The following is a 24,540-nucleotide window of genomic DNA, read 5'->3' on the forward strand; positions in this document are numbered from 1 at the left end:
GCCATGATCCCGCAACTGTTCCATCCCGACGAGCTGCGCGCGCAGACGCTGGCCGGGTTTGGCGGCGTAGGCGGCGGCATCTATCCCGCGATGCCGGATCAGCACCGCGCGTTTTTCGCCGCGCTGCCCTACCTGTTCGTCGCCACACTGGATGAACAAGGCTGGCCGATCGCCACCCTGTTCACCGGCCCGCCCGGATTTTTACGCGCGCCGGACGACACGCATTTACGCATCAGCGCGCCGCGTCGCAGCGACGATCCCGCCCAGGCGCTGTTGCTGCCCGGCAAACCGATCGGCGCGCTCGGGCTCGACTTCAGCAACCGGCGGCGCAACCGCGCCAACGGCACCGTCGGCCGCACCGACAAAAACCGGGTGGAGATCATCGTTCAACAAAGCTTCGGTAACTGCCCGCAGTACATTCAGCGCCGCGAACTCTATCCGGTGGACAGCCGGCCACAGCCGGTTGAGCATTTAGCCTCGCTGGATGCGGCGGCGCAGGCGCTGATCCGCGCCGCGGATACCAGCTTCGTTGCCAGCTGCGCGCACCTGGAACTGGCGCAGGGCGGCGTCGATATTTCTCATCGCGGCGGCCGCCCCGGCTTTATCCACTTGGAAGGTGACACGCTGTGGATGCCGGACTTTCGCGGCAACCGCTATATGAACACGCTGGGCAATCTGCTGGCCGAACCGCGGGCGGCGCTGCTGTTCATCGATTTTGAACGCGGCGACGTGCTGCATCTGCAGGGGGAAACGCAGATCCTCTGGCAAGCGGAGGGGCATCCCGCCGTTGAAGGCGCGGAACGCTATTGGCGGTTTGACGTTCGCCGCGCCTGGCGTTTTACGGCAGCGTTGCCGTGGCGGGGGCGCAATCTGGAGTATTCGCCGGCGACGCTGGCGACCGGGGTGTGGCAGCGCTGAAATGAAAAGCCCCGCTGCGGCGGGGCTGGATCGGAAATTACAGGCTGTGTTCGGCCGCCGATGCGGCCTGATAAAGCTGACGAAAATAATTCAACCGCGCAAAGAACAAGCGGCTTTGCTGCTCCGACATATTGCCGGCCACCTGCCCGGCGTCAATCTGCCGCCCTTGCCATTCCATCAGAGCGATGCTCGACGCCAAAAAATCCATTTCGCTGCCGTAGGCCGCGAGATGTCTGTCCACTGATTTCATCATTCGCACACTCCTTTTAATTACATCGAAAAGGGTCATATGCCTGCTCTTTCAGTATCGGCCCGGCGGAGGGTATTTTTTGTACAGAAGGTGCGCATAAAGAAAACGATCATCTTGTTGCCGCGCGGGCAAACGGCGGCGGCAAAATTTGCTAGGGTAAAGGGTAGCCGTATGGGATAGACCACTCTGTTGAACTCAGCAAAGAAGGAAGAGACTCATGAGCACCAGCATCTGCGCTACCCTCAAGGATCCCGCGCTGTTCCGCGAGGCCAACTACATCGACGGGCAATGGTTGCCGGCCCAGGAAGGCCGTTCGATCGCCATTCATAACCCCGCCAACGGCGAGCTGGTTGGCCATGTGCCGGCCTTCGGCGCCGAAGAAACCGCACGCGCCATCGCCGCCGCCAAAAAAGCGCTGCCCGCCTGGCGCGCGCTGACCGCCAAAGAGCGCGCCGGCAAGCTGCGGCGGCTGTTTGAATTGATGATGGAAAATCAGGAAGATCTGGCGCGCATCATGACGGCGGAACAGGGCAAACCGCTGGCCGAAAGCCGCGGTGAAATCGCCTATGCCGCCTCCTTTATCGAATGGTTCGCCGAGGAAGGCAAGCGGGTGTATGGCGACACCATTCCACAGCCCCAGGCCGGTCGCCGCATCATCGTGCAAAAAGAGCCGATCGGCGTGTTCGCCGCCATCACCCCGTGGAACTTCCCGGCGGCGATGATCACCCGCAAAGCCGGCCCCGGCTGGGCGGCGGGCTGTACCGGGGTGATCCGCCCCGCCAGCCAGACCCCGTTCTCGGCGTTGGCGATCGCCGTGCTGGCGGAGCGCGCCGGGCTGCCCGCCGGGGTGTGCAACGTGATAACAGGCCCCAGCAAGGGCATCGGCGGCGAACTCACCGCCAACCCGGACGTGCGTAAACTCTCCTTCACCGGCAGCACCGAAGTCGGCGCGCAGCTGCTGGCACAGTGTGCGCCCACCATCAAGAAAACCAGCATGGAGCTGGGCGGCAACGCGCCGTTTATCGTGTTCGACGACGCCGATCTGGACGCCGCCGTGGCCGGCGCGGTCGCCTCGAAATACCGCAATGCCGGCCAGACCTGCGTCTGCACCAACCGTTTTCTGGTGCAGGACGGCGTGTACGAGGCCTTCGCCGCCAAACTGAAAGCCGCCGTCGCCAAGCTGAAAGTCGGCAACGGCCTGGATGACGGCGTCACCATCGGCCCGTTGATTAACCCGGACGCGGTGGAGAAAGTGCGCGAGCATATCGCCGACGCCGTCGAGCACGGCGCCTCGGTGCTGCTGGGCGGCAAGCCTGACGCGCTGGGCGGCAATTTCTTCACCCCGACCATCCTGACCGACGTGCCGCGCACGGCAAAAATCTTCCGCGAGGAAACCTTCGGCCCGGTGGCGCCCCTGATCCGCTTCAGCCAGGAAGCCGACGCCGTCGAGATGGCCAACGACACGCCATTCGGCCTGGCCGCTTACTTCTACAGCCGCGACATCGGCCGGGTGATGCGCGTGGCCGAAGCGCTGGAGTACGGCATTGTCGGCATCAACGAAGGGTTGATCTCCACCGAGGTGGCGCCGTTCGGCGGCATGAAGCACTCCGGTTTGGGCCGCGAAGGGTCCAAATACGGCATCGAAGACTATCTCGAGATCAAATACCTGTGCCTTGGCGGCCTGGGCGCCTGATGCGATCGGCCCCCGCACCTGCGGGGGTTCTGTCTGGCGTTTGCTATCTTTAGGTTAGGCATCTTTGTGCGGTTAAAAGGGATTGTCTCTATGCGGCCCATCTCGGTACATCTGCCCGGCTTTTACGTCGCCGGCCAAACAGTCAGAACCACCAACCAGAACGAAACCCAAGCCGAAACGGCAAAGATTCCCGCGCTGTGGTCGGATTTTTTCGCTACCTCACCCGCCCTGCCGGTATACGGGGTCTATTCCAATTACGCTTCCGACGCCAGCGGGCCGTTTGACGTCACCGCCGGCAGTGAGGCACAGAGCGGTTTACACATCCAACCCGGCCGCTATCTGGTCTTCCCCGCCCGTGGCGCGATGCCGGCGGCGGTCATCGCAAGCTGGCAGCGCATCTGGGCCTACTTCGAACAACACCCTGAGATCGAACGCCGCTTCCTGACCGACTTCGAAGCCTATACCGGCCCCGACGCGGTCGATATCCACATCGGCTGCCGCTAACGCGACAATGAGGTCAACGATGATCGCCTTCTCGCCCGCCATTCCGATCCTGCGTATCTTTTCGGTCGACAAGGCCAAAGAGTTTTACCTGGATTTTCTCGGTTTCACGCTGGAATGGGAGCACCGTTTCAGCGAAGACCTGCCGCTGTACATGCAGATTGCCCGCGCCGGGCTGACGCTGCACCTGAGCGAACACTACGGCGACAGCACGCCCGGCGCCGCCATTTTCATTCCGATGCAGGACATCGATGCGCTGCACCGGGAGCTCACGGCCAAAAACTACCGCTATGCACGGCCGGGCCTGGAGATTGTCGATTGGGGCAAGGAACTGAACCTCACCGATCCGTTCGGCAACCGCCTGCGGTTCTGCGAACAGAACCGCAGGTCCTGAGCGCCGTTATTGCCGGTACTCCGCCTCGCTGACCGGCTCCAACCAGATCACCGGAGTGCCGTCCAGCGCTTCGGCGATGGCGATATGAGTCATGGCGGTGTCCGGCGTCGCGCCGTGCCAGTGTTTGACGCCTGCCGGGATCCAGACGATATCGCCGGGATGCATTTCCTGCGTGGCCTCGCCCCACATCTGGATCCACCCGCGCCCCTGAGTGACGATCAGCGTCTGGCCGAGCGGATGGGTATGCCAGGCCGTGCGGGCGCCGGGTTCGAAGGTGACGGTCGCGCCCCCCACCCTGGCCGGCGCGTCACCGGCGAAGGGTGCGTCAATGCGTACCTGCCCGGTAAAGTAATCCGCCGAACCGCGCTGTGATGGGATAGAACCGCTGCGTTGTATTTTCATCTGTCGTGTCCTCCACGTCGGCTTTCCAACCGACGCTGATAGTTATGAGTCAGTGATGCCAAGATAGCGCCGTGTTTTTCCGGCGACTAGCGGGTAAAATGCGCAAGGAGCTATGAGCTCAATTCATAAATCTACGCGCGGCAGCGCCCCAACCTAGCTCTCCGGTGCCGGTATGTTGAAAGAAAACTTTAACGATCTGATCGCTTTCCTGATGGTCGCCAGGGAACGCAGCTTCACCAAAGCGGCGGCGCAGCTTGGCGTTTCCCAATCGGCGCTCAGCCACGCCATTCGCGGCCTGGAAGAACGCCTGGCGCTGCGTTTGCTCACGCGCACCACCCGCAGCGTCGCCCCCACCGAGGCCGGTGAACGGCTGCTCAACAACATCGGTCCACGCTTGGCGGAGATAGAAAACGAGCTGAACGCGCTGGGTGAAATGCGCGATCGGCCCGCCGGCAACATCCGCATCACCGCCGGCGAACACGCGGTGGATGCGGTGCTGTGGCCGGTGCTGCGCACTTTTCTCGTCGATTACCCGGATATCAACGTGGAAATCACCGTCGACAACAGCCTGACCGACATCGTCGCCGGGCGATTCGACGCCGGCATCCGGCTGGGGGAACAGGTGGCGAAGGACATGGTTGCGGTGCGCATCGGGCCGGATATGCGCATGGTGCCGGTCGCCTCCCCGGCCTATTTCGCCCGTTGCGGCCGCCCCGCCACACCGCAATCACTGCAAAACCATCGCTGCATCAACATGCGCCTGCCCACCCTCGGCGGGCTGTACGCCTGGGAATTTGCCCGCGATGGCCGGGAGATTAAAGTGCGGGTGGAGGGGCAACTGACCTTCAACAGCCTGCGCCAGCGGATCGACGCCGCGCAGCTCGGCCTCGGCATCGCCTTTGTGCCGGAAGATACCGTCGCCGAGCCGCTGGCCGACGGGCGGTTGCAGATGGCGCTGGAGGACTGGTGCCCGCCGTTTCCCGGCTATTACCTCTATTATCCAAGCCGCAGGCAGCACACCACCGCCTTTGCGCTGCTGATTGAGGCGCTGCGACGCGGGGCTTAGCGCCCGACGTTCTTCTGCAGATACGCCGGGTAGCGCTCGCCGATCACGTCGATAGCGCAGAGCGCACGCTCAATCTCGCCCAGTTCGTCCGCCGCCAACACCACCGACTCCGCCGCAAGGTTTTCTTCCAGCCGGTGACGCTTGGTGGTTCCCGGGATCGGCACGATCCACGGCTGCTGCGCCAGCAACCAGGCCAGGGCGATCTGCGCCGGCGTCACGCACTTGCGCTGCGCTATCTGCCCCAGCACGCTCACCAGCGCCTGATTGGCCCGGCGCGCTTCGGCGCTGAAGCGCGGCACCAGGTTGCGAAAATCGCCGCTGTCAAAGGTGGTGTCCTCGGTGATGGCACCGGTGAGAAAGCCCTTGCCGAGCGGGCTGAACGGCACCAGGCCGATGCCCAGTTCTGCCAGCGTCGGCAAGATTTCACGCTCCGGCTCGCGCCACCACAGCGAATATTCGCTTTGCAGCGCCGTGACCGGCTGTACCGCGTGAGCTCGCCGAATGGTTTGCGCGCCGGCTTCCGACAGACCGAAATACTTCACTTTCCCTTCGCGAATCAGTTGCTGCACCGTACCGGCCACCTCCTCGATAGGCACCTCAGGATCGACGCGGTGCTGATACAGCAAATCGATCGTCTCTATCCGCAGGCGCTTCAACGAGCCTTCCACCGCCCGGCGAATATGCTCCGGACGGCTGTTCAACACCTGCTGCCCCGCCGGCTGCGGCAGATCGAAACCGAATTTGGTGGCGATGACGACCCTATCACGCACCGGTGCCAGCGCTTCGCCCAGCAGCTCCTCGTTCGTGAACGGGCCGTAAATCTCCGCGGTATCGAAGAACGTCACGCCTTCGTCGACCGCAGCACGGATCAGATCGATCGCCTGCCGTTTGTCGGTGGCCGGGCCGTAGCCAAAGCTCAGCCCCATGCAGCCCAACCCCAACGCCGAGACTTCCAGCCCTTCGCGCCCCAACTTGCGTGTTTGCATCTTCACTCTCCCGCTGATTGATACCGGCCCCGCCTGACGCGGAGCCGCTCCGGTGTGGTGACTGTAAAACGCGACTGCCGCCATGACTATGGGGCGAAATACGCTTGGGCTTATGAGCCAGGCTCATGAATCCGTTAACCGCCGCTGGGAGCGGTGTTTTTGCGGGAACGTTCCTGCCCGAGATACTCTATACTGATGTCAGGATGCCTTACCCTTTTCGTTTAGCGTCATGTAGATGGAGCGACAGATGGCTAACTCTGAATCGACCTGCGATTCCCTTTCAATACCAGTGGCAGATTTATTCCATGACCAATAAGAAAAGCGCCGTGCTGACCCCGGCGGCAATGCTATTGCTACATCCCATGTTTGCCAGCCAGGCGCTGGCGGCAGAAAATAATGAAGAGAAAAGCGACACCCTGGTGGTGATGGCGCAACCCACCGGATTGACCGAGCTGGGATCGCCGGTGTCCGTCAGCGTGATCGACGGCCAGGACCTGCGCAACGCCGCCCCGCAGATTAACCTGTCGGAAAACCTCGGCAGCGTGCCGGGCCTGCAGCTTCAAAACCGGCAAAACTATGCGCAGGATCTGCAGCTGTCGATACGCGGGTTCGGCAGCCGTTCGATGTTCGGCGTGCGCGGCGTGCGCATGTACGTCGACGGCATTCCCGCCACCATGCCCGACGGCCAGGGACAAACCTCCAATATCGACATCAATTCCGTCGAACGCATCGAGGTGCTGCGCGGCCCCTATTCCGCGCTGTACGGCAACGCCTCGGGCGGGGTGATCAATGTTGATACGATTACCGGCACCCAGCCGCCGACGCTGGAGGCCGGCGGCTATTTCGGCAGCGACAACACCTGGCGCTACGGGGTGAAAGCGACCGGCGCCACCGGCGACGGCACCCAGGCCGGCGACGTCAACTACGCCATTTCGGGCACCCGCTTCACCACTCAGGGCTACCGCGATCACAGCGCCGCGCGGAAAAACCTCGGCAACGGCAAGCTCGGCGTGCGGCTGGACGACGTCAGCACCCTGACGCTGATGTTCAACAGCGTCTCAATCGATGCCGGCGATCCGGGCGGCCTGACCGAAGCGGAATGGAAGGAAAACCCGCGCCAGGCGCCGCGCGCGGATCAATACAACACCCGCAAATCGCTCGATCAAACCCAGGCCGGCCTGCGCTATCAGCGCCAGATGAGCGAGCGCGACGAACTGACGCTGACCGCTTACCACGGCGAACGCCACACCACGCAGTACCAATCGATCCCGATGGGGCCGCAGCTCAACCCCACCCACGCCGGCGGGGTGATCGTGCTGGAAAGAAAATATCAGGGCATTGACACTCGCTGGAAGCATGAGGATACTCTCGCATCGTTACCGGTAACACTGATCGGCGGTCTGGATTATGAAACCATGACCGAACGCCGCCAGGGGTTCGAAAACTTTATTCTGCGAGACGGCACAGTGGACTACGGCGAGAAAGGCGACCAGCGGCGCAACGAGAAGAACCGCATCTGGAACCTGGATCCTTACCTGCAAACCTCCTGGCAACTGACGCCACACTGGACGCTGGACGCCGGCCTGCGCTACAGCACGGTCAGCTTCGACTCGACCGATTACTACATCACGCCGCGCAACGGCGACGACAGCGGCAGCAAACGCTACCACCAGTGGCTGCCGATGGGCTCGCTCAACTACAAGATCAACCCGGCGTGGAACGTTTATCTCTCCGCCGGCCGCGGCTTTGAAACCCCGACCATCAACGAACTCTCCTACCGCCCCGACGGCCAGACGGGCCTCAATATCGGCCTGCAGCCATCCACCAGCGACACCGTCGAACTGGGCAGCAAGCGGCGCCTCGGCAACGGCCTGGTGAGCGCCGCGCTGTTCCAGACCGATACCGACAACGAGCTGGTGGTGGCGGAAAGCAGCGGCGGACGCACCAGCTACGCCAACGCCGGCAAAACCCGGCGGCGCGGCCTGGAGCTGGCGCTGGATCAGGAGTTTGCGCTGGACTGGCGGCTGCATATGGCCTGGACGCTGCTGGACGCCACCTACCGCAGCGAAATGTGCGGCAAAGCCGGCTGCACCCCCGCCGGCAATCGCCTGCCGGGCATCGCCCGCAACATGGGCTACGCCTCGCTGGCGTTTGCGCCGCCGGAAGGCTGGCACGCCGGCGCGGAACTGCGCTACATGAGCGACATTCAGGCCAATGACGCCAACAGCGCGCAGGCCCCCGCTTACACCGTGGCCGGCGTAAACGCCGGCTATCGCTTTACCTGGGACCGCTGGGCGCTGGACGTGTTCAGCCGGGTGGACAATGTTTTCGATCGCCGATACGTCGGTTCGGTGATCGTCAACGAAGGCAACGGCCGCTATTTCGAGCCGGCGCCGGGGCGCAACTGGGGTGGCGGCGCCACCTTGTCTTATCGCTTTGAATAAGGCAAAGCACCTTAAGGTTAAAAAACGGGATGGGTTTTACGTCACCCTAGCGGCTTCTCGCTGAAATAATAGGGAGAAACCGCGTGTTTTTTCCGATTTGGCTTAATCTCTAAATCGGGGACTTTCATTTTTGGTAAGGGTATTGCTATGCAAAATAAAGCGTCACTATCGCCGCTTATCGTCATAACGGCGCTGTTTGCCGCGCTGAGCGGGCTTTATCTGCTCGGCGGCGGCATCTGGCTGGCCAAGTTGGGCGGTTCGCTGTATTACATCATCGCCGGGCTGGTGCTGCTGGCGACCTCCTGGCTGCTGTTCCGCCGCCGCGCCACCGCGCTGCTGCTGTACGCGGTATTCCTGCTGGGCACCACCATTTGGGCCCTGTGGGAAGTGGGCCCGGACTTCTGGGCGCTGACGCCGCGCCTGGACGTCACCTTCTTCTTCGGCCTGTGGCTGGTGCTGCCGTTTATCTACCGTAAGCTGGTGGCCAACGGCAAGTTCGCCTACGGCGCGCTGAGCGCGGCGCTGGCGATCACCGTCATCGCGCTGGCCTATGCCGTATTCAACGATCCGCAAGAGATCAACGGCACGCTCGACGCCGCTCAGGTACAGCCGAAAGACGCCACCGGGTCCGACTGGCCGGCCTATGGCCGCACCCAGGAAGGCACCCGTTACTCGCCGCTGAGCCAGATCAACGACAAAAACGTTGGCCAGTTGCAAGAAGCCTGGCGCTTCCAGACCGGCGATCTGAAGACCGCCAACGATCCGGGTGAGATCACCAACGAAGTCACGCCGATCAAAATCCGCGATACCCTTTACATGTGTACGCCGCACCAGAAGCTGTTTGCGCTGGATGCCGCCACCGGTAAAGAAAAGTGGAAATTTGATCCGCAGCTGAAGTACAACCCGACCTTCCAGCACATCACCTGCCGCGGCGTGTCTTACCACGAAACCGCCGCAGCCGCGGGCGCCGCCGGCGATGCCGCACCGGCGATGTGCGCACGCCGCATCATTCTGCCGGTCAACGACGGCCGCCTGTTTGCGCTGGACGCCGAAACCGGCAAACCGTGCCCGGACTTCGCCAACAACGGCGAGCTGAACCTGCAGAGCAACATGCCGTATGCCACTCCGGGCCACTACGAGCCGACTTCGCCGCCGGTGATCACCGATAACGTGATCGTCGTCGCCGGCGCCGTGACCGACAACTACTCCAACCGTGAGCCTTCCGGCGTGATCCGCGGCTTCGATGTCAACAGCGGCAAGCTGCTGTGGGCCTTCGATCCGGGCGCGAAAGATCCGAACGCCATCCCGGCGGATGAGCATCACTTCGTGCCGAACTCGCCGAACTCCTGGGCGCCGGCCGCCTATGACGCCAAGCTGGATATCGTCTATCTGCCGATGGGCGTCGCCACGCCGGACATCTGGGGCGGCAACCGCACGCCGGAAATGGAGCGCTACGCCAGCGGCCTGCTGGCGCTGAACGCCTCCACCGGCAAACTGGCCTGGTTCTATCAGACCGTCCACCACGACCTGTGGGATATGGACGTGCCGGCGCAGCCAACCCTGGCAGACATTACCGACAAGAGCGGTAAAAAAGTGCCGGTCATCTACGTGCCGACCAAAACCGGCAACATCTTCGTGCTGAACCGCACCAACGGCGAACTGGTGGTGCCGGCGCCGGAGAAACCGGTACCGCAGGGCCCGGCCAAAGGCGATCGCCTGTCACCGACCCAGCCGTTCTCCGAGCTGACCTTCCGTCCTGAGAAGAAACTGACCGGCGCCGACATGTGGGGCGCGACCATCTATGATCAGCTGGTCTGCCGCGTGATGTTCCACAGCCTGCGCTACGAAGGCACCTTCACCCCGCCATCCGAGCAGGGCACGCTGGTGTTCCCGGGCAACCTGGGCATGTTCGAGTGGGGCGGCCTGGCCGTCGATACCGATCGCGAAATCGCCATCGCCAACCCGATCGCGCTGCCGTTCGTCTCCAAACTGATCCCGCGCGGCCCAGGCAACCCGATTGAGCCGCCGGAAGGCGACAAAGGCGGCAGCGGCACCGAATCCGGCGTACAGCCGCAGTATGGCGTGCCGTTCGGCGTCACCCTGAACCCGTTCCTGTCACCGTTTGGTCTGCCATGCAAACAGCCGGCCTGGGGTTACATTTCCGCCGTGGATCTGAAAACCAACGACATCGTGTGGAAAAAACGCATCGGCACCGTGCGCGACAGCTCACCGTTGCCGCTGCCGTTCAAAATGGGCATGCCGATGCTGGGCGGCCCGGTGACCACCGCCGGTAACGTGTTCTTCATCGGCGCCACCGCAGACAACTACCTGCGCGCCTTCAGCGTGACCAACGGTGAAAAACTGTGGGAAGCGCGCTTGCCGGCCGGCGGCCAGGCGACGCCGATGACCTATGAGGTCAACGGCAAGCAGTACGTGCTGATCTACGCCGGCGGCCACGGTTCCTTCGGCACCAAGCTGGGCGACTACGTGGTCGCTTACGCTCTGCCCGATCAGAAGTAACCACCGCCGTTAGTACCCCGCAAAGCACGCCGCAAGGCGTGCTTTTTCTTTTTACGCCACCGCCCGATGCCCCCTTGCAATACCCTTAATTTTTTCACCCCCCCACCATTGATAATGGTTATCATTCGCAATATTATGGATGCATGGCCCCGGCAGCGGCCTGTAATCCTTGCAATACAGCGATCGGCCGCCTGCCGGCGGCCTTATTCGGAGGCGCATGGTCGACCATACTCGGAAACATCGAAAGAAAATTCTGCAAGCGGCGGTGAGGACACGGCGCGCCGGTCTGCCGTTCGCAGCGGACTCCCCAGCCACCCCGCCCTTTATTGCGTTGCCCCATCAGCCGAAGGCCGTGCTGGTGCACCTGGTCGGCCATGATGGCGCACAGGAGGGGCGAGAATGAACCTGCAACCCTTTACCGCCATGCTGATGTTCGCCTACGTGCTGCTGATGGTGCCGCTGCTCTACGTCATCGACAGCCGCCTGAGCGCCAGTAAACTGGTGCGCAAAGCCACGCAAAACCTCATCATCATCGCCTTGACGCTGTTGTTCTTCAGCGCGATGACGCTTTTATACTGAGGCCGCCGGTGCCCCGCGGCCGGTTACCCGGCCTCCCGGCGTTTGGCCCGCGGATATTTCCACAGCCAGCGTCCGCTGACCATGCGCCAGTAGAACAAGGCGCCGCGCACCGCCCAATCGAGGAACATCCCCAACCAGACCCCCACCACGCCCATGCCCAGTTCGATACCCAGCGCGTAGCCCGCCACCACGCGGCAGCCCCACATGCCGAGCATCGTCACCCACATGGCAAAGCGGGCGTCGCGCGCGCCTTTCAGCCCGGCGGGCAACACCCAGGAAGCGGCCCAGATCGGCATAAAGGCGGCGTTGAGCCAAATCAGGGTTTTCACCACCGTTTTCACGTCATCCTGCGAGGTATAAAACGCGGCGAATACCCCGGCCAACGGCGCCGTGCCCCAGGCGATAGCGGTCAACCCAAGGGTAGACAGCCAGAAAATATGGCGCAGCTGCCGTTCCGCCTGACCGATCTCGCCTTTGCCGAGCCGCCGGCCGACGATGATGGTCGAAGCCGACCCCAGCGCGTTGCCCGGCAAGTTGATCAACGAAGCGATGGAGAAGGCGATGAAGTTACCGGCGATCACGTTGGTGCCCATGCCGGCGACGAACATCTGCGTCAACAGTTTGCCGCCGTTGAACAGCACCGATTCGACGCTGGCGGGAATGCCGATCCCCAGCACTTCCCACAGGATGCTCATCTTCAGCGGCGTGAAATAGCTTTTCAGCGTGATGTGCAGCGCCGGATTAAAACCGATCGCCAGCACATAGAGGATGGCAATGGCGCCGATATAGCGGGAAATCGTCAGCCCCAGCCCGGCGCCGACGAAGCCCAGCCCGTGCCAGCCCAGCATGCCGTAAATCAGGATGCTGCTGATGATGATATTGAGGATATTCATGCCGCCGTTGATCAGCAGCGGGATCTTGGTGTTGCCCGCGCCGCGCAACGCGCCGCTGCCAATCAGCGCAATCGCCGCCGCCGGGTAGCTCCACACCGTGGTTTGCAGGTAAGAGAGCGCCAGCGCTTTCACCTCCGGCGAGGCCGCACCGGCGATCACATCAATGATAGGTTCACCCGCCAGGTGAATGCCCGCCGCCAACAGCAACGCCACACCGGTCATCAGGACCAGCGACTGACGCGCCGCCGCCCGCGCGCGCCGGCGATCCCGCTTGCCGAGGCTGAAGGCCACCACCACGGTGGTGCCGAGATCCACCGCGGCGAAAAAGGCGATGATCACCATGTTGAAGCTGTCCGCCAGCCCCACCCCGGCCATCGCCTCTTTGCCGAGCCAACTCACCAGAAAGGTGCTCAGCACCCCCATCAACAGAACGCAGGCGTTCTCCAGAAAGATCGGCACCGCCAGCGGCGTGATTTCGCGCCAGAACAGCACGCGGTAGCTTTTCCGTTTGGCGTACCAAGGCGTATTTTCCACGCGCTGACGCAGTGCGGCATACAGGTTCAAGGTGGGCTCGATGGATAAAAGTGAAACATCATTTCAAATGATGAGCGATAAATCGTTATCCTGCAAAGAATTTTTGGGCGCCCGTGGCGAGCGCCCGACAGGCACACCGTAGCGCTACTCCATGTAGTCTTCCTGATCGGCCTGCGCCGCCGCAATAAAGCGCGCGGTGCTGCGGCTGAGCGTGGCGCATTTGTCCGTCAGCAGCTGATTATCCTGTTGCAAAGTCAGGTAACGCGCCTGGGTGAGCGCCGGCAACTGCCGATACCCTGCCGCATGCGTATCCCAGCCGCGGTGCTGCGCTGCACGCATCGCAGTGCGTTGCAATTTCACGTCGTCCGGCACGTCGCTGCGCCCGCAGTCCACGCGCAGGAAATGCCCGCCGGCCAGCATCAGAGCGATGTGATCCAATTGCGCCTGCAGCGGCGGCGCCGGTCGATGCGCCGTCTGCTGACAACCCGCAAGCAGCAGCAACGCCGCCGCGCCGCAAAGAGACGTGCGAAACAAAGTAGACATGGGCGCTCCCGGAAACCTGTGGGTGATGCAATGATCTTAGGTGAGCGGATGCCGGGCGGCAAGGTGGGCAGCACGCTTAGCGCCGGCCGCTGCTGACCTTGGTGGCGCGGGCGGGGTTGCCGGCGACAAATTCCAGCGTGGGGGAATAGTAAAACGGCAGCCAGGCGTTATAGCCGCTCTCCCACTCCCATTTGACCGGGCAGGGCCACAGCATGTCTTCATGCAGGATGTAATAAATCCACCGCCCGGGCGGACGGCGCGGTTTGCGCATTTTCATAGCGAGTACGACGGCCTGATGACGTGCGATAAGGTGAACTGCTGCATTTTACCGCGATTTGGGTCGCGGGGACAGCCTGCGTTGCCGCGTGAAGCGCCCGCTAAATCTCACCCGGTGATTCGGCGTAAAGTCCGCCGTTTTACTGATCCAGAACATCTTTCTCATTCACCTTATTGATATATTGATTGAAAATCATTCCTATTCAGGAGGAAGGGCCATGGTTAAGTCATTGAATGCGGTGTTCACGCGCCTTTTTGATCGTCCGGACGCCGGCAAGTTGGCGCTCAGACTGACCTTCGGCGGACTGATGCTGTTTCACGGCGTGGCGAAGATTCAGCACGGCGTCGGTTGGATCGCCGGTGCGTTGCAGGATCACGGGCTGCCCGCCTTCATCGCCTACGGCGTGTATGTGGGGGAGATCCTGGCGCCGATACTGATCATTTTGGGGCTGTTCACCCGCCCCGCCGCGCTGGTTTACGCCTTTACGCTAGTGGTGGCGTTTTTGATGGTGGGCACCGGCAAGGTGTTCAGCGTCACCGACGTCGGCGCCTGGGGCATTGAAAACGAGCTGGTGTTCTTTATGGGCGGGCTCGCCATCCTGCTGCTGGGCAGCGGCAAATACGCGATCGCGCGCAATGAAGCCTATCGGTAAGCCGTGCAATCCATAAGGAGGTTCCTGATGGCGAACCTCCTTTTTGCACGCTTAAGGTTGGGTGAGCAGCGTGTTCGCCATGAAAGACAATAAGGCGGTCGATTCGGGGAAGGCCGCGCGATTCTCGGTGACCGCGCGATCAAACCGCCAGTTCATGATGTAAACCACGGGCGCAGTCGGATATTGATTAATAAAATCCCAATACAGTTGAATTTGCGCATGCAGTTGCTGGTCGTTCATTCCTAACGATGCCGTAGAAGGCGGTACCAACACCCACTTTTGTCCGGCTGCGCTTATCGGCGCCAGGCGATTGTAGGTACTCCACATATCCGCCACCGACCAGTTGTAGTTATCCACCCCAACCCAATCTGGCGTGCTTTTGACGTTGGCCGGGCACGCGGTCGCGGGCGCGCCCTGCTGTATTTCACGGATCCACTCGGCGTTGTTGGCATGTCGGTAGGACAAGATGGTGTAGACGGGGATCGCGACCCCGTACTGCTGCATGGCCTGTCGCAGGGTGCAAACATAGCTGGAGTATTGGTAAGCGTCATATTTTCCCCCGGTCTGTAAGGCAGGAACGTCGAACGGCTCATCGATAAAATAAATGGCGCCGGGCTTATATTTGGCTTCGGCGATCTTCTTGACCACCGTCCAGATGGCGTTCCAGGAACCTGCGGCCTGGCAGCTGCTGTTCGAGACCGCCCCAGGGCAGATATCGATAAACGGCGAGCCCGATACCGCCCCCGAACCAGCCTGAATGTTCACGGCGCAGGTGCCACCGGCGCAAACGGGCAGATTGAGACTTGCCAACGTGTGCACCACATTCAGATTGGTCATACTGAAGCCGGTGCCGGTAATCGCCTTAAGCGCCTCTGTGGCGCTGAAAGACGGCGTGGCGGTTTCATAAAAGTCCAGCCAGTCATAGCCGTAATACTTGATATTGGCGTTGGGGCCCGCCGCCAGCGCATTGGCGCCGATCAGGCACCAGCACAACAATGCGAAACGTTTCAACATACTCTTCTCCTTCAAACCCTCGTCGATGTTAGCCAAAGGTGGGCGGCAAACGGCGCCGCCAACCGGAAACACCATCGTGGCACCGGCTATCGGCGGTGGCCCGTCGTTTGCGTTGTGCTACGGCAGAACGAACACAGGTCAGATTTTAGGAATATGTCACGTCGGTTTTCTTGCTGAGCGGCAAGGAGATGCGGGTAAAAAAGAACCGTAGAGGAGCCCGGCGGGAATCGCGCTTCATAAGCTGAACCGCCGACTATCGGTCATCAACTCTCGGCCAGGCGGTATACCGGAACCTTGCGCGTGGTGCCGGTCAGGGTGTCGAAGATCTCCGTTTCCGCCGTCACGATCGCCATGCCGGTTTTTCTTAGCCTGCGCACCTCGGCGGCAATGCGCTGTATGCCGAACCAGAACAGTCCGTCCAACGCCGTGACCCGCAGCCCCTGCTCCAGCGCCAGCTTAAGTCGCTCACGCGGCGCCTTGAGCGCTTTGGCGATTTCCCGGTAAGGCAACGCGTCCACGCCCGACGCCGAAGTGCGGTGAATACGGGTCGACAGGCCGTATTGAAAGGCCTCAGGCACGTCGCTTAAATCGCTTTTCAGGCTGTAAACGCAGCCAAAGCGCTTGCCGTTGAACACCACATTTTTTTGACTGATCGACAACTCATCGCGCAGGCCGGCAATCAGCTGCGGCGCCCGCACCAGCAATAAACGAAACGGCAATTCGAAACTGGTCACATAGTCCACGTTGAGCAGCGCAATGCGCAGACGCTGTTCCGCCCCGGCCTGCGTCTGGCGACACTCGTTCAACACCTCGCTCCACTGGCGCGCGAGCCGCGGGGTTTCATCCAGCGGCGCGAAGTGGTATTTCTCGATGTGGTAGTCGATCCTTTCATTCATGTCCGTTGGCCCCTGCGTCAGTCATCATGCCCTCAGCAAATTACCTTACCCGCGGGCAACAGTACAACACCGCGATGAGGTCACTCGGGAAATACGGCGCTGGCCTTCGCCGGAACGGACTACGCGGTCTCGATGAACAGCATCATGCGTCGCAGTGCGTCATCCAGGGCACTGAGCCCGGCATCGTCCAGACAGGCCATCAGCTGTGCGTCATAATCCGCCACCCATTGCCTCGCCTGGTCAAAAATGGGACGAGACGCCGGCATGACGCGCAGATATACCGCGCGCTTATCTTCCGGATCGGGGAAGCGCGCGACCCACCCCCGATTAACCAGTTGGGTGATCGTACGGCCTAGCGCGGTGCGATCGGTCTGCGAATGCGCGATCACCTCACTCATGGCCACGTCGCCCGGAAAACTGTAGAGAATGCGCAACGCGCGCCACTCATGGAGGCTGAGTCCTTGCAAAGCGAGTAACGCAGACAGCCGTTTTTCGCGGTGACGCACCACCTCAGTCATCCTGTAAAGCGCACCATTGGGCAATCCCATTCCCCGTCGGCCGCTATGCCTGTCTTTTTTTTCAGAACCCATACTGTTTCCAATTAGCCTCGACTTTTGCCCTGACCTGTTCAGGATAAGAGTGCCTGTAAGAGGCGGTACCCGCACGTGTTACGCCGCTGAACTGCTCGGGGAACAGGCAGTTGATGATGGCTTTGCCGCCGCTGCCGCGCGCCTTGTCTTCTTCCGTCAGGTACGGCACCATCGGGAACTCACGTACGTCCGGGAAAATAAAATGATCGCGCGCCGGATGTGAGCGCGTGGCCAACGCCCAAACCACCTGATCGATATCGACAATATCAATGTCATTGCCGACCAGGATCAGTTTGGGGATCAGGTAGCCCGCATGCGAGCCGAAGACCACCTCCGCCACCTTGCCGGCAAAATCCGCCGCGGTGGTATTCATTCCGGCCAGTTTTTCGATATCGACGGAGACCACCGCCCAACAGGTCGCCGCCTCATAGGAACACCAGACAAAGTCAACGGGCAAGGCCGCGCTCTGCAGGGTTTCCAGCAATTGAGCTGATATCATGGTGCCCCAGATCGTATGATTTTCTTCCGGCGGCGTGCCGGCGACGCAAATCGGCAAAATGGGGTCATCGCGAAACGTTACCGCACGCACATGGAACACCGGCTGTTCATGGCCTTGCTGGTGTTGATAGCCGTGATACTCCCCCATCGGCCCTTCCAGCGCCGTCTCCGTCAGGCTGATTTCACCTTCCAGCACAATTTCCGCATTGGCCGGCACCCAGAGATCGTTGGTTTCCGCTTGGGTGAGCGTGACGCTTTTACCGAGCAGCGCGCCGACATAGTCAGGCTCACTGACGCCGGCCGGCAACGGCATCCCCGCGACCGCCACCGCGGCAGGCGGCGCCCCGAGCACCATCGCCCACGGCGTAGGTTTCCCTTCTCGGCGCCACATTTCACGGATCATGCCGATGTGCTGGGTGGGGATTGCCGGGCCGGTGAGACGATTGCGATCGAGCATCATGAGTCTGCCGACGCCCCAGCTATGCCACTTTCCGTCCGGGGATTGCACGACATGGAACCCGTAGGTGCCGAAATAGCGCCCGCCATCCCGTTCATGCAACAGCGGCACCGGGAAACGTTCCAGATCAACCTCGTCACCACGCCAAATATTCTCTTTCACCGGGCCGGTCGAGCAATAATCCGGCGCAAACGGCTCCGCCTTCACCGCCCGGCGAATCGCCGCCACAATATCCCGCGGGGAGCTCTCTGGCGGCAGCCCAAAATGGAGGGCGAGGCGAGAATAGGCATGTTCCGCAGAAGCGAGCATGCCGGCCGGCGCGCCGAGGATGCGGGCTCCCGGCATCGCGCCCGCCACATGATGAAATAGCGGAGCCGAAAGCCGTTGCTCATAGACCCGGCGGCAGACAGCCGCTATCTCCAGGTCGGCGGAAACGGCCTGATGCACGTCGACCAAATCGTTTCGGCGACGCAATTCCTCAATGAAGTGACGAAAATCCAGTGCGCAATCGAGCAAACTCATGGCAAGTCCTCCGGTTTCCAGGCGTTCAGTCCCTGCTATTCCCATCGTTTCAGGGAGGAGACTGACATTTATGTGCATGTGCACACATATTATTGTACGAAAAATCGCGTGTAAATACACGCTACCCTGGAGACGTGTGGGCATGTTGTCAGTCTGGCAAACTCTTCAAGGGATAGCGGACTCGGGCCATACACGCCCCTGCCGGCAGACATTATCGCCGTGACGGTTTCACACCTTCAGCATGATCGGCATGCATAGCACTGGGCTTGCCGCAAGCGCCGCGCCGGGTTCAAGCGCAACATGGCTCACAAAATGAAGAACATAATCGCAAAATGCTATTCGTTGATATTGCACGGGTTATAATGCGGAAAAGGATCTCTGCCAACGCAAACCGGTTTCAGATCGAACGGTTTACAAGCATTAGCGAAAGAAAAGGATTTTGATTCGATGGGGAACAACGAGGGGTAAAGTGGCGGAGAGAGGGGGATTTGAACCCCCGGTAGAGTTGCCCCTACTCCAGTTTTCGAGACTGGTCCGTTCAGCCGCTCCGGCATCTCTCCTGACAACGCTTGCTATCATGCCCGCTTTTGCGGCATTTTTACAGCATTAGCATACCGCTGAACGTTCAAGTGACGACTTTACGAGCAACCTGATGATTAAATGGCCGTGGAAAGCGACTCAACCCTCTCAACCCCAGGCAGACATCGAGGCCCAGTGGCAGGACGCGCTGGCGATCCCGCTGCTCTCGCCGCTGAATGAGCAGGAGCGGCAGCGGCTGGTGGCCGTCGCCGGGCAGATCTTGCAGCAAAAGCGCATCGTGCCGCTGCAGGGGCTGCAGCTCACCTCGCAAATGCAGGCGCGCATCGCCCTGCTGTTCGCCTTGCCGGTGCTGGAACTCGGCGCGGAGTGTCTCGACGGCTTCAACGAAATTCTGCTCTACCCCACCCCGTTCGTGGTGGAAGACGAATGGCAGGACGAGATCGGCCTGGTGCACTCGGGGCCGGTGGTGCAGTCCGGCCAAAGCTGGGAACAGGGGCCGATCGTGCTCAACTGGCAAGACGTGCAGGACTCTTTCGATCTCTCTGGTTTCAATCTGGTGATCCACGAAGCGGTGCACAAGCTGGATATGCGCAACGGCGGCGTCGCCACCGGCGTGCCGCCGATCCCGCTGCGCGAGGTGGCCGCCTGGGAACATGATCTGCATGCCGCGATGGAAAGCCTGCAGGACGAGATCGACATGGTCGGCGAAGAGGCCGCCAGCATGGATGCCTACGCCGCCACCGATGCGGCCGAGTGCTTCGCCGTGCTGTCGGAGTATTTCTTCAGCGCTCCCGAACTGCTGGCCGAACGCTTCCCGGCGCTGTATCAGCACTTTTGCCGCTTCTACCGCCAGGATCCGCTGGCGCGCCTGCTGCGCGGCCAGGCGGAAAACGACGCGCAATGGACTGATTGACGGGCTTATTGCTCAGATACCGAGCAGTCGCACCGCCCGGGGCAATTTAGCGTTGACACACCCGGGGCCGCTGGATATCATGCGCCCCGTTCACACGATTCCTCTGTAGTTCAGTCGGTAGAACGGCGGACTGTTAATCCGTATGTCACTGGTTCGAGTCCAGTCAGAGGAGCCATATTTAGAGAAGCCCGCTTAAGGAAACTTAAGCGGGCTTTTTGCTATGGGGCGTTTACAGCCCGCGTTGTTCCATCAGCAGCGCCAGATCGACCAAGCGGTTGGAGAAGCCCCACTCGTTGTCATACCAGGCGAGCACTTTCACCAGGTTGCCGCCGATCACCAGCGTGGACAGGCCGTCGATGATCGACGAACGCGCATCGCCCCGGTAGTCGCTCGACACCAGCGGTTCATCGCTGTACCCCAGGATCCCTTTCAGCGGGCCGGACGCCGCCGCCGCGCGGAAAGCGGCGTTGATCTCCTCCACCGTCGCCGGGCGTTTCAGCGTCACCGTCAGATCGACGATGGAAACCACCGGCACCGGCACCCGCAGCGAATAACCGGTCAGGCGGCCGTCCAGTTCGGGGATCACCTTGCCGAGCGCCTTGGCCGCGCCGCTGGAGTAAGGCACGATCGATTCCGCCGCCGCCCGCGCGCCGCGCAGATCTTTTTCCGGCTGATCGTGCAGCGCCTGGCTGTTGGTGTAGGCATGCGTGGTATTCATCAACCCGTATTCGATGCCGAACGCCTGATGCAATACCTGCGCGGCGGGCGCCAGCCCGTTGGTGGTGCAGCTGCCGTTGCTGACCACCTTATGCAGAGCCGGATCGTAGAGGTGATCGTTAACCCCCATCACCAGCGTGATGTCGTCATTCTTGGCCGGCGCCGAGATAATCACCCGCTTGGCGCCGCCGTGCGTGATGTGCACTTCCGCCTTGGCCTTGTCGGTAAAGAAGCCCGTCGCTTCGATCACCACGTCCACGCCCGCGCTGCGCCAGGGGATCTCGGCGGGATCGCGCTGCGAAAACACCTGAATCGGCCGGCCGTCCAGCAGCAGCTGGTTGTCGCCGGCTTCCACCGTGGCCGCCAGCGTGCCGGAAAGCGTGTCGTATTTCAGCAGGTGCGCCAGCGTCTTGCTGTCCGTCAGATCGTTGATCGCCACCACTTCAAAATCGCTGCGCCCCAGCGCCGCGCGCAGCACGTTGCGCCCGATCCTGCCGAAGCCGTTAATGCCTACTCTCACCATGATGCACTCCTCGTTTTTGGGCTTTGCCTAAAATCTAGCGCCGACCAGAAACGGCGTAAATGACGTTTACCAATCAATTTACGCCAAATTGCGCGCATGAAAGCGCTCGCGGTATTCGCTCGGGGTCAATTGCAGTTTGCGTTCAAACACCCGCCGCAGGTTAAGGCCGTTGCCGAAGCCGGTGGCCAGGGCAATCTGCTCGATGCCTTCCGCGCTCTGTTCGAGGCGCTGCCTGGCGGTATGCAACCGCCCCTCTTCGACGAATTTGGCGGGAGAAATGCCCGTCTCGCGGGTGAACACCCGGGTAAAGTTGCGCGGGCTCATCGCCACGCGCTCGGCCAACCGATCGACGCTGAGATCGTCGGCGAGGTTTTCCAGGATCCAGGATTGCAGGTCACGGATCGGCCCCGGCGATTTGGCCTGGTTGAGCGGGTAGCGGCTGAACTGCGCCTGCCCGCCGGGGCGACGCAGAAACATCACCAGATCCTGCGCCACTTCGCGCGCCTGCACGAAGCCGTAATCATCCTCCACCAGCGCCAGCGTCAGATCGAAGCCGGAGCTGACGCCGCCGGAGGTCCAGATCGGCCCGTCCTGCACGTAGATTGGGCCGTTTTCGACCTGCACTCGCGGGAAGCGCGCCTGCAGCGTCTCCGCCAGCCGCCAGTGGGTGGTCGCCCGCCGCCCGTCCAGCAACCCGGCTTCGGCCAGCAGCAGAGCCCCGCCGCAAACCGAAGCGATACGGCGCGCCTGCGGCGCCGCGCGACGCAGCCAATCGGCGACCAGGGCGCCCTCTTCTTCGGTCGCCCCCTTGCCGGCGACGATCACGGTATCGCGCGGCTGGGCCGGATCGAGATCCGCCAGGCGATGATCGGCCAACAGGCTCAGCCCGGACAGGCCGTGCACCACCCGGTGAGATTGCGTGGTGGCGACCGCGATCTGATACAGCGGCGTCTCGGCAGGGCTCAGGCGATTAGCCTGCATCAGGATATCGGCGATGCCCGCCGCTTCGAACAGCATGCCCCCTTCAGGGACGATAATCAGGAATGAGTGCATGGCGATAATATAAATAACAATCAAAACAGGCCAGGCGACCACTGTATAAGAAAAGCCCCGTCGGTTCACCCTGCGGGCATAAAAAAGCCCGCCGATAATCACCGGCGGGCCAGGAAGGAACGGCCATCAAGCCTGCGGCAGGTGCACCCCGCCGGCGCGCGCCAATTGCGCCAGCAGCGCCGTTTGAAACGCCTCATCGTGCACCGCCGCGTGAGGTTCAAACCGCTGCTGGTGGTGCCAATAGCCGCCGGACGCCAGGGCCTGCGGTTCATCGCTGGTCACCAACCACGCCTGCGTCACATGCCCCAGCGCCAGATCGTCGGGCGCGTCCGCGCCGCCCATTTTGGTCGGCACCCAACCGGGATCGACCGCGCTGCTGATCACGTCAGGCCACAGGCGCGCCACGGCGGCGGCCAGCGCGGTGACGAACAGCTTGCTGTCCGAATAAGAGCCTGCGGCGCCGCCAAGCCAATCCACGCCGTTCAGTTCCGACACACCGTCAAAGTGCATACTGCTGCTCAGATAGACGATACGCTTGGGGCGTTCGATCAGGGCCGTCAGCAGATAAGGCGCTATGACGTTCACCGGCATCACCTGCGGCCCGGTAAACATGCCGGCATTGTGGATCACCGCGTCCGGGCGGCCGAGGCGATTGACCTGCTCGGCGAGCTGCCGGATCTGCTGCACATCGGACAGATCGCCGTTCGCCGCCTGCGCGCCCCGATCCAGCAAATCGCGCACCGCGGCCAAACGGCCAGGCTCACGCGCATGCAGGATCACCTGATGCCCTTCGTCCAACAGCGTTTGCGCGGCGGCGCGGCCCAGCCCGTCGACCGAGCCGGTAATGAAAATGCGTGACATGCCACTCCTCCGTTTAGCGCCAGCCGAGCGCCGGCGCGACATGGGTTAAAATCGATTCGATGACGTGCGCGTTGTAATCCACGCCCAGTTGGTTAGGCACGGTCAGCAGCAAGGTATCCGCTTCGGCGATGGCCTCGTCCTGCGCCAGCTGCTCGATCAGCACATCCGGCTCAGCGGCATAGCTGCGGCCGAAGATCGCCCGGGTCTGCGCGTCGATATACCCCAGCTGATCGCCCTCCTTGCCGCCGCCGCCGAAGTAGTTGCGATCCCGCTGATCCACCAGCGCGAAGATGCTGCGGCTCACGGAAACCCGCGGCTCGTGCGGGTGGCCCGCCTCTTGCCAGGCGGCGCGATAGGCGCGGATCTGCTTGGCCTGCTGGATGTGGAAGGGCTCGCCGGTCTCGTCATTCTTGAGCGTCGAGCTTTGCAGATGCATGCCCAGCTTCGCCGCCCAGACAGCGGTGGCGTTCGAACCGGCGCCCCACCAGATGCGATCGCGCAGCCCGGCGGAAAACGGCTCCGGCCGCAGCAGCCCAGGCGGATTCGGGAACATCGGCTGCGGATTGGGTTCGGCGAACCCTTCACCGCGCAGCGCTTCCAGGAACACTTCGGTATGGCGGCGGGCCATGTCCGCGTCGGTCTCGCCGTCGGCCGGGGCATAGCCGAAATAACGCCAGCCGTCGATCACCTGCTCCGGCGAACCGCGGCTGATGCCGAGCTGCAGCCGCCCGCCGGCGATCAGATCCGCCGCGCCGGCGTCCTCCACCATGTACAGCGGGTTTTCATAACGCATGTCGATCACGCCGGTGCCGATCTCGATGCGTTGGGTTTTGGCGCCGATGGCGGCCAACAGCGGGAACGGCGATCCCAGCTGGCGCGCGAAGTGGTGCACGCGAAAATAGGCGCCGTCCGCCCCCAGATCTTCGGCGGCGACCGCCAGATCGATGGACTGCAGCAGCGCATCCGCTGCGGAACGGGTGCCGGACTGGGCGGAAGGCGACCAGTGGCCAAACGAGAGAAAACCAATTTTTTTCATCGGGCATCATCCTCAGAGGCAAAACATGGGCCTACAGTGACAAAAACCGCGCGCTCTGCGCCAGCAAAATCGCCCCCGATCGCACTAAACGAACCGATTGCCGCCGCGCCGCCCGGCGATTGTAATCAAAAAACAAATGTCGTATAACAAGCAGCTCCGAGGGGTGTCCTGTTACGGGCTGAGATGGCGCAAGCCGAACCCTTTGAACCTGATCTGGGTCATGCCAGCGAAGGGACGGTTAGGCAACAATGCGATCACCCGTTGCCTG

24 protein-coding genes, 2 tRNA genes and 1 riboswitch are annotated in these 24,540 nt (G+C 62.0%); of the genes, 11 read left to right on the top strand and 15 right to left on the bottom strand.

The annotated features are described in order from the left end of the window. Positions 1-3 precede the first annotated feature (3 nt). Positions 4-918, top strand: a complete 915-nt coding sequence (locus J0F90_RS15450; protein WP_033639952.1) for a PNPOx family protein — start codon at positions 4-6, stop codon at positions 916-918. A 37-nt stretch (positions 919-955) separates the two neighbouring features. Here the strand turns inward: J0F90_RS15450 and J0F90_RS15455 are convergent, their stop codons facing one another. Beyond that, positions 956-1,171: a glycogen synthase gene (locus tag J0F90_RS15455; RefSeq protein ID WP_004935234.1), complete on the bottom strand. Its 216-nt coding sequence runs from the start codon at positions 1,169-1,171 to the stop codon at positions 956-958. A gap of 214 nt (positions 1,172-1,385) precedes the next feature. On the opposite strand from J0F90_RS15455, the gene gabD reads away from it, so the two are divergent. The 3 genes from gabD to J0F90_RS15470 all read left to right on the top strand — a co-directional run bounded on the left by gabD (position 1,386) and on the right by J0F90_RS15470 (position 3,756). Further along, entirely contained in the window at positions 1,386-2,861 is a 1,476-nt protein-coding gene (gabD, locus tag J0F90_RS15460; protein ID WP_033639951.1) for an NADP-dependent succinate-semialdehyde dehydrogenase, read from the top strand. 90 nt (positions 2,862-2,951) lie between these two features. Further along, positions 2,952-3,365, top strand: a complete 414-nt coding sequence (locus J0F90_RS15465; protein WP_016927177.1) for a GyrI-like domain-containing protein — start codon at positions 2,952-2,954, stop codon at positions 3,363-3,365. A gap of 22 nt (positions 3,366-3,387) precedes the next feature. After that, the gene (locus tag J0F90_RS15470; RefSeq protein ID WP_025159860.1) at positions 3,388-3,756 is read left to right on the top strand and encodes a glyoxalase superfamily protein; all 369 of its coding nucleotides are present in this window, start codon (positions 3,388-3,390) and stop codon (positions 3,754-3,756) included. Positions 3,757-3,762: 6 nt separating this feature from the next. On the opposite strand, the gene J0F90_RS15475 is transcribed toward J0F90_RS15470, so the two are convergent. Continuing rightward, entirely contained in the window at positions 3,763-4,158 is a 396-nt protein-coding gene (locus J0F90_RS15475) for a (R)-mandelonitrile lyase (RefSeq protein ID WP_033639949.1), read from the bottom strand. A gap of 172 nt (positions 4,159-4,330) precedes the next feature. Between J0F90_RS15475 and J0F90_RS15480 the strand changes: the two genes are divergently transcribed. After that, the gene (locus tag J0F90_RS15480; RefSeq protein WP_033639948.1) at positions 4,331-5,224 is read left to right on the top strand and encodes a LysR family transcriptional regulator; all 894 of its coding nucleotides are present in this window, start codon (positions 4,331-4,333) and stop codon (positions 5,222-5,224) included. Here the strand turns inward: J0F90_RS15480 and J0F90_RS15485 are convergent. Beyond that, the gene (locus tag J0F90_RS15485; RefSeq protein ID WP_033639947.1) at positions 5,221-6,210 is read right to left on the bottom strand and encodes an aldo/keto reductase; all 990 of its coding nucleotides are present in this window, start codon (positions 6,208-6,210) and stop codon (positions 5,221-5,223) included. The two genes, J0F90_RS15480 and J0F90_RS15485, sit on opposite strands and share 4 nt — an antisense overlap. Positions 6,211-6,515: 305 nt before the next feature. Between J0F90_RS15485 and pqqU the strand changes: the two genes are divergently transcribed. The 3 genes from pqqU (at position 6,516) to J0F90_RS15500 (ending at position 11,753) form a co-directional block, all read left to right on the top strand. Beyond that, positions 6,516-8,654 (top strand): TonB-dependent receptor PqqU, encoded by a 2,139-nt coding sequence (pqqU, locus tag J0F90_RS15490; RefSeq protein WP_181817268.1) that lies wholly within the window; start codon positions 6,516-6,518, stop codon positions 8,652-8,654. Positions 8,655-8,801: 147 nt separating this feature from the next. Next, positions 8,802-11,174, top strand: coding sequence for a glucose/quinate/shikimate family membrane-bound PQQ-dependent dehydrogenase (locus J0F90_RS15495; RefSeq protein ID WP_033639946.1), 2,373 nt, complete (start codon positions 8,802-8,804; stop codon positions 11,172-11,174). A 399-nt stretch (positions 11,175-11,573) separates the two neighbouring features. Beyond that, entirely contained in the window at positions 11,574-11,753 is a 180-nt protein-coding gene (locus J0F90_RS15500; RefSeq protein WP_015378373.1) for a hypothetical protein, read from the top strand. A gap of 23 nt (positions 11,754-11,776) precedes the next feature. On the opposite strand, the gene J0F90_RS15505 is transcribed toward J0F90_RS15500, so the two are convergent. The 3 genes from J0F90_RS15505 to J0F90_RS15515 form a co-directional block, all read right to left on the bottom strand. Further along, positions 11,777-13,210: an EmmdR/YeeO family multidrug/toxin efflux MATE transporter gene (locus tag J0F90_RS15505; protein WP_004935263.1), complete on the bottom strand. Its 1,434-nt coding sequence runs from the start codon at positions 13,208-13,210 to the stop codon at positions 11,777-11,779. A 114-nt stretch (positions 13,211-13,324) separates the two neighbouring features. Then, on the bottom strand, positions 13,325-13,723 hold the full coding sequence (gene gspS, locus J0F90_RS15510) for a type II secretion system pilot lipoprotein GspS (protein WP_033639944.1): 399 nt from the start codon (positions 13,721-13,723) through the stop codon (positions 13,325-13,327). A 76-nt stretch (positions 13,724-13,799) separates the two neighbouring features. After that, positions 13,800-14,000 (bottom strand): hypothetical protein, encoded by a 201-nt coding sequence (locus J0F90_RS15515; protein WP_016927170.1) that lies wholly within the window; start codon positions 13,998-14,000, stop codon positions 13,800-13,802. Positions 14,001-14,217: 217 nt separating this feature from the next. Here J0F90_RS15515 and J0F90_RS15520 point away from each other — a divergent pair, with 217 nt between their 5' ends. Beyond that, the gene (locus tag J0F90_RS15520) at positions 14,218-14,652 is read left to right on the top strand and encodes a DoxX family protein (RefSeq protein ID WP_033639943.1); all 435 of its coding nucleotides are present in this window, start codon (positions 14,218-14,220) and stop codon (positions 14,650-14,652) included. A gap of 51 nt (positions 14,653-14,703) precedes the next feature. On the opposite strand, the gene J0F90_RS15525 is transcribed toward J0F90_RS15520, so the two are convergent. The 5 genes from J0F90_RS15525 to J0F90_RS15545 form a co-directional block, all read right to left on the bottom strand. Next, entirely contained in the window at positions 14,704-15,666 is a 963-nt protein-coding gene (locus tag J0F90_RS15525) for a hypothetical protein (protein ID WP_033639941.1), read from the bottom strand. Between the two features lie 263 nt (positions 15,667-15,929). Further along, positions 15,930-16,562, bottom strand: a complete 633-nt coding sequence (locus J0F90_RS15530) for an ECs1377 family protein (protein WP_033639939.1) — start codon at positions 16,560-16,562, stop codon at positions 15,930-15,932. A 119-nt stretch (positions 16,563-16,681) separates the two neighbouring features. Beyond that, complete coding sequence (locus tag J0F90_RS15535) at positions 16,682-17,152, bottom strand: MarR family winged helix-turn-helix transcriptional regulator (protein ID WP_033639938.1); 471 nt, start codon at positions 17,150-17,152, stop codon at positions 16,682-16,684. Continuing rightward, the gene (locus tag J0F90_RS15540; RefSeq protein ID WP_033639937.1) at positions 17,142-18,629 is read right to left on the bottom strand and encodes a UbiD family decarboxylase; all 1,488 of its coding nucleotides are present in this window, start codon (positions 18,627-18,629) and stop codon (positions 17,142-17,144) included. The genes J0F90_RS15535 and J0F90_RS15540 overlap by 11 nt, the downstream gene beginning before the upstream one ends. Before the next feature lie 470 nt (positions 18,630-19,099). Further along, a tRNA-Ser gene (locus tag J0F90_RS15545) sits at positions 19,100-19,189 on the bottom strand. Between the two features lie 92 nt (positions 19,190-19,281). Between J0F90_RS15545 and mtfA the strand changes: the two genes are divergently transcribed. Together mtfA and J0F90_RS15555 are read left to right on the top strand one after the other, a co-directional pair. Next, on the top strand, positions 19,282-20,082 hold the full coding sequence (gene mtfA, locus J0F90_RS15550) for a DgsA anti-repressor MtfA (protein WP_033639936.1): 801 nt from the start codon (positions 19,282-19,284) through the stop codon (positions 20,080-20,082). Positions 20,083-20,181: 99 nt separating this feature from the next. Then, positions 20,182-20,257 (top strand) — tRNA-Asn (locus J0F90_RS15555). 54 nt (positions 20,258-20,311) lie between these two features. Here the strand turns inward: J0F90_RS15555 and gap are convergent. The 4 genes from gap to J0F90_RS15575 all read right to left on the bottom strand — a co-directional run bounded on the left by gap (position 20,312) and on the right by J0F90_RS15575 (position 24,272). After that, positions 20,312-21,322, bottom strand: coding sequence for a type I glyceraldehyde-3-phosphate dehydrogenase (gene gap / locus J0F90_RS15560; protein WP_033639935.1), 1,011 nt, complete (start codon positions 21,320-21,322; stop codon positions 20,312-20,314). Between the two features lie 78 nt (positions 21,323-21,400). Beyond that, on the bottom strand, positions 21,401-22,375 hold the full coding sequence (locus J0F90_RS15565; protein WP_028128346.1) for a GlxA family transcriptional regulator: 975 nt from the start codon (positions 22,373-22,375) through the stop codon (positions 21,401-21,403). Between the two features lie 126 nt (positions 22,376-22,501). Further along, positions 22,502-23,236 (bottom strand): SDR family NAD(P)-dependent oxidoreductase, encoded by a 735-nt coding sequence (locus J0F90_RS15570; protein ID WP_033639934.1) that lies wholly within the window; start codon positions 23,234-23,236, stop codon positions 22,502-22,504. A gap of 13 nt (positions 23,237-23,249) precedes the next feature. Next, entirely contained in the window at positions 23,250-24,272 is a 1,023-nt protein-coding gene (locus J0F90_RS15575) for an LLM class flavin-dependent oxidoreductase (RefSeq protein ID WP_033639932.1), read from the bottom strand. A gap of 149 nt (positions 24,273-24,421) precedes the next feature. Then, positions 24,422-24,524, top strand: a riboswitch (TPP riboswitch). Positions 24,525-24,540 lie beyond the last annotated feature (16 nt).

The organism is Serratia marcescens subsp. marcescens ATCC 13880, assembly GCF_017299535.1.
Lineage (GTDB): Bacteria > Pseudomonadota > Gammaproteobacteria > Enterobacterales > Enterobacteriaceae > Serratia > Serratia marcescens.